Source organism: Halomonas halmophila (genome assembly GCF_006540005.1).
GTDB classification, from domain to species: Bacteria; Pseudomonadota; Gammaproteobacteria; order Pseudomonadales; family Halomonadaceae; genus Halomonas; species Halomonas halmophila.
In genome coordinates this window covers 1-4,349 of sequence record NZ_BJOC01000002.1, presented here as the reverse complement: position 1 = coordinate 4,349, position 4,349 = coordinate 1, and the positions used below count along the sequence as shown (strand labels likewise).

At 64.0% G+C, this 4,349-nt stretch carries 3 protein-coding genes; 2 read left to right on the top strand and 1 reads right to left on the bottom strand.

Annotated elements, in window-relative coordinates:
* Nucleotides 1–101 precede the first annotated feature (101 nt).
* Nucleotides 102–764, bottom strand: a complete 663-nt coding sequence (elbB, locus tag HHA01_RS00170) for an isoprenoid biosynthesis glyoxalase ElbB (protein WP_141317080.1) — start codon at nucleotides 762–764, stop codon at nucleotides 102–104.
* A gap of 249 nt (nucleotides 765–1,013) precedes the next feature.
* Here elbB and hemB point away from each other — a divergent pair, with 249 nt between their 5' ends.
* Both hemB and ppk1 read left to right on the top strand, forming a co-directional pair.
* Nucleotides 1,014–1,988, top strand: coding sequence for a porphobilinogen synthase (gene hemB, locus HHA01_RS00165; protein WP_498071600.1), 975 nt, complete (start codon nucleotides 1,014–1,016; stop codon nucleotides 1,986–1,988).
* 57 nt (nucleotides 1,989–2,045) lie between these two features.
* Complete coding sequence (gene ppk1, locus HHA01_RS00160) at nucleotides 2,046–4,238, top strand: polyphosphate kinase 1 (RefSeq protein ID WP_141317078.1); 2,193 nt, start codon at nucleotides 2,046–2,048, stop codon at nucleotides 4,236–4,238.
* The last annotated feature ends 111 nt before the right edge of the window (nucleotides 4,239–4,349 follow it).

The window sequence follows — 4,349 nt, the reverse complement described above, 5'->3', positions numbered from 1 at the left end:
GCAGGCTAGCGCCAGGGGCTGGAACGTCAAGGGTTTCCTTCCCTCTTAAAGGCGCGAAGCGCCGTTCTTCCCTCTTATAGCGGCGTAGCCGCTCTTCCAGCTTACAGATCCATCATCTCGTCGATGCGGTCGACGAGCTTGAAGATGCCGGTGGCGGCTTCGCCGATGCGCGTCGCCAGCATGTAGGCGGGTGTGGTGACCACCCGGTTCTCGAAGTCCACGACGATATCCTCGACACCACAGCTGCGGTGCAGGCCGCCCATGGCGCTGACGGCACCGGAGACGCTGGGGTCATGGCCGACGGTCACGGCGATCCCCGGCCCCAGCAGGCGCGGCACCATGACCGGGGCGATGCACATCAGGCCGATGGGCTTGCGATCCTCATGGAAGTCCGCCAGTGCCTCGCGCAGACCCTCTTGAATGACCATCTCCGAGCCATCCACGGCAAACGTCGACAGGTTCTTGGCGGCGCCGAAGCCGCCCGGCAGGATCACGGCATCGAAATCATCGGCTTCCAGTTCCGCCAGCGGCGCAATGTCGCCCCGCGCCAGACGCGCCGACTCCACCAGCACATTGCGGCGCTCTTCGGACTGCGCCTCGCCGGTGCGATGGTCGATCACGTCATGTTGATCGATGTCCGGGGCAAAGCAACGATAACCGATCCCCAACTGGTCCAGGCGCAGCAGCGTCAGTGTCGACTCATAGATTTCCGAGCCATCCTGAACCCCGCACCCCGACAGAATCACCGCTACTTGCTTGCTCATGCTCGTCTCCTTGAAGGCGTCTTCCCACCGGCTTCTTCCGCGCGCGGGTCGATCCAAATGAAACCTTCACTGTAGAGAGTCGCATGGGGTGCGACAAGGCGCATCTGTCAGGGCCCTGCCACATTGATATACTGACGGCACTGTCATCACGACGTCATCTTCTGCCGCCATCATCAACGGGCGGCCAGGGTTCACCGCTGGAGGATCACCTTGAGTCTCACGACGACACGCCAGTTTCCCGCTACCCGCATGCGCCGCATGCGCCGTGACGACTTCTCGCGCCGCATGATGCGCGAGAACGGTCTGACCGCCGCCGACCTGATCTGGCCGGTGTTCGTGCGCGAGGGCGAGGGTCAGCGCGAAGCCGTTCCGTCCATGCCGGGCGTCGAGCGCCTGTCACTGGACCTGCTGATCGAGGAGGCGCGTGACGCACGCGACCTGGGCATCCCCGTCATGGCCATCTTCCCGGTGGTCGAACCGACGCTCAAGAGCGAGCTGGCCGAGGAGTCCTACAGCGCCACGGGACTGATGCAACGCAGCGTGCGGGCACTGAAAAACGCCGTGCCGGAGCTCGGCATCATGACCGACGTGGCCCTGGACCCCTACACCAGTCACGGTCAGGACGGCATCCTCGACGACCAGGGCCATGTGCTCAACGACCGCACCGTGGAGACACTGCTCAAGCAGGCCCTGTCGCACGCCGAGGCCGGCGCCGACATCATCGCGCCCTCCGACATGATGGATGGGCGCATCGGCACCATCCGTCAGGTGCTCGAGCAGGAACGGCTGCACGACACGCGCATCATGGCCTACAGCGCCAAGTACGCCTCGGCGTATTATGGTCCCTTCCGTGATGCCGTGGGGTCGGCCGGCAACCTGGGCAAGGCCGACAAGTCCAGCTACCAGATGGATCCGTCCAACCTCGACGAGGCCCTGCACGAGGTCGCCCTGGACCTCGGCGAGGGTGCCGATATGGTGATGGTCAAGCCCGGCATGCCCTACCTCGACGTGGTTCGCCGGGTGAAGGATGAGTTCCGCGTGCCGACCTTCGCCTACCAGGTCAGCGGCGAATACGCCATGCACATGGCCGCCTTCGAACACCAATGGCTGGATGCCGACGCCGTCATGCTGGAGTCCCTGATGTGCTTCAAGCGGGCCGGCGCCGATGGAATCCTGACCTACTTTGCCAAACGAGCGGCGCGACTGCTGAGCAGCAGTGCCTGACGATACCTGAAACGCGGCGAGCTTCACCCCGTCAGCCGACAACAGCAGGGACTCCCCATGGACGAATCGCGTAACGACGAGATCAAGCCGGGGCAGGACTCGGTCCTGGGTGCCGAACCGCCGGCACTGCGGCTCAACCAGACACGGACCGGCATCAAGCCCAAGGCGATGCCGGACCCGGAGGCCGACCTCACCGACCCCAACCTGTATTTCAACCGCGAGCTGTCCCATCTGCAGTTCAACGTGCGGGTGCTCGAACAGGCGCTGGACGAGGCGCATCCGTTGCTCAACCGCCTGATGTTCCTGCTGATCTTCTCGTCCAACATGGACGAGTTCTTCGAGATCCGGGTGGCCGGGCTGAAGAATCAGCTGGCCCTGGGCGACGAAACCACCGGCGCCGACGGCCGCCCGCCGCGCTCGGTGCTCAACGAGATTTCCCACATTGCGCATGAACAGGTCGAGCGCCAGTACCGCGTGCTCAATGATCACCTGATTCCGCAGCTCGAACAGCAGGGCCTGCGCTTCCGTCGGCGCAGCGACTGGACCAAGGGCCAGCGCGACTGGGTGGCCAACTACTTCGCCACCGAGATCATGCCGGTCATCAGCCCGATCGGCCTCGATCCTTCGCACCCCTTCCCGCGGCTGGTCAACAAGAGCCTCAACTTCATCGTCGAGCTGGAAGGCAAGGACGCCTTCGGCCGCGAGGGCGGCATGGCGATCCTGCCGGCCCCACGCTCGCTGCCGCGGGTGATCGCCCTGCCCGACGAGCTGTGCGAGAAGGGCTTCACCGAGTACATCTTCCTGTCGTCGATGATCCATGCCCATGCCGAGGAGGTCTTCCCCGGCATGTCGGTGCGCGGCTGTTACCAGTTCCGCCTGACGCGCAACGCCGACCTGTCGGTCGACCCCGATGATGTCTCCGACCTGGCCTCGGCGCTGCGCGGCGAACTGCTCTCCCGCCGCTACGGCAGTGGCGTGCGGCTGGAAGTCGCGGACAACTGTCCGGAAGAGCTGGTCGACTTCCTGATCAAGCAATTCAAGCTGGAGGAAACGGACCTCTACCGGGTCAGCGGTCCGGTGAACCTGACCCGCATGATGTCGGTACTCGGCGATGTCGACCGCCCCGAACTGCTGTACCGCAGTTTCACCCCCGGCAACACCAAGGCACTGAACAAGCGCGACAGCGTACTGCAGGCCATGGCCGATGGCGACATCCTCTTGCATCATCCCTTCCAGTCCTTCAATCCGGTGGAAGAACTGCTGCGCGAGGCCGCTCGCGACCCGGACGTGCTGGCCATCAAGCAGACGCTGTATCGCACCGGTGCCGACTCGCCCATCGTCAACGCCCTGGTGGAGGCCGCCGGCAACGGCAAGGAAGTCACCGTGGTCATCGAGCTGCGGGCACGCTTCGATGAAGCCGACAACCTGGCCCTGGCCTCGCGCCTGCAGGAGGCCGGCGCCATCGTCATCTACGGCGTGATGGCCTACAAGACGCACGCCAAGATGATGCACATCGTGCGCCGCGAGCGGGGCGAACTGCGGCACTACGCCCACCTGGGCACCGGCAACTACCACTCCAAGACCGCCAAGCTGTATACCGACTACAGCCTGCTGACTGCCAATCCGGTGCTATGTGCCGACGTGCACAAGGTCTTCCAGCAGCTTTCCGGCATGGGACGGGCACGCCACATCGAGAAGCTTCTGCATGCGCCCTTCACCCTGCACGACCGCCTGGTGGAGATGATTGATCGCGAGGCCGCCTTCGCGCGCAAGGGCAAGCGCGCCCACCTGATCATCAAGTGCAACTCGCTCACCGAACCCAAGCTGATCCAGGCCCTCTACCGGGCCTCCCAGGCCGGGGTGGAGTGCGACCTGATCATCCGCGGCATGTGCTGCCTGCGCCCAGGCCTGCCGGGCATTTCCGAATCCATCCGGGTGCGCTCGATCATCGGCCGCTTCCTCGAACACACCCGGGTCTTCCATTTCCACAATGATGGCAAGCCGGAAACCTGGTGCTCCAGCGCCGACTTCATGGCACGCAACATGTTCCACCGCGTGGAGACCTGCTTCCCGCTGCTCGACAAGAAACTGGCGGCCCGGGTGCGCAAGGACCTGGAAACCTACCTGGTGGACAACTGCCAGAGCTGGCTGCTCCAGGGCGACGGCACCTACGTCAAGCAGACCCCGGGCGACGCCGCCCCGATCAGCGCCCAGGAAACCCTGCTCTACGCCTACGCTGCGCGGGCCTAGGAAGAAGGAAGAAGGAAGAAGGAAGAAGGAAGAAGGAAGAAGGAAGAAGGAAGAAGGAAGAAGGAAGAAGGAAGAAGGAAGAAGGAAGAAGGAAGAAGGAAGAAGGAAGAA

Bases quoted from the DNA above. Each gene is read 5' to 3' on its own strand.
- hemB (WP_498071600.1), top strand. From the start codon at position 1,014: ATGCGCCGCATGCGCCGTGACGACTTCTCGCGCCGCATGATGCGCGAG.
- ppk1 (WP_141317078.1), top strand. From the start codon at position 2,046: ATGGACGAATCGCGTAACGACGAGATCAAGCCGGGGCAGGACTCGGTC.
- elbB (WP_141317080.1), bottom strand. From the start codon at position 764: ATGAGCAAGCAAGTAGCGGTGATTCTGTCGGGGTGCGGGGTTCAGGAT.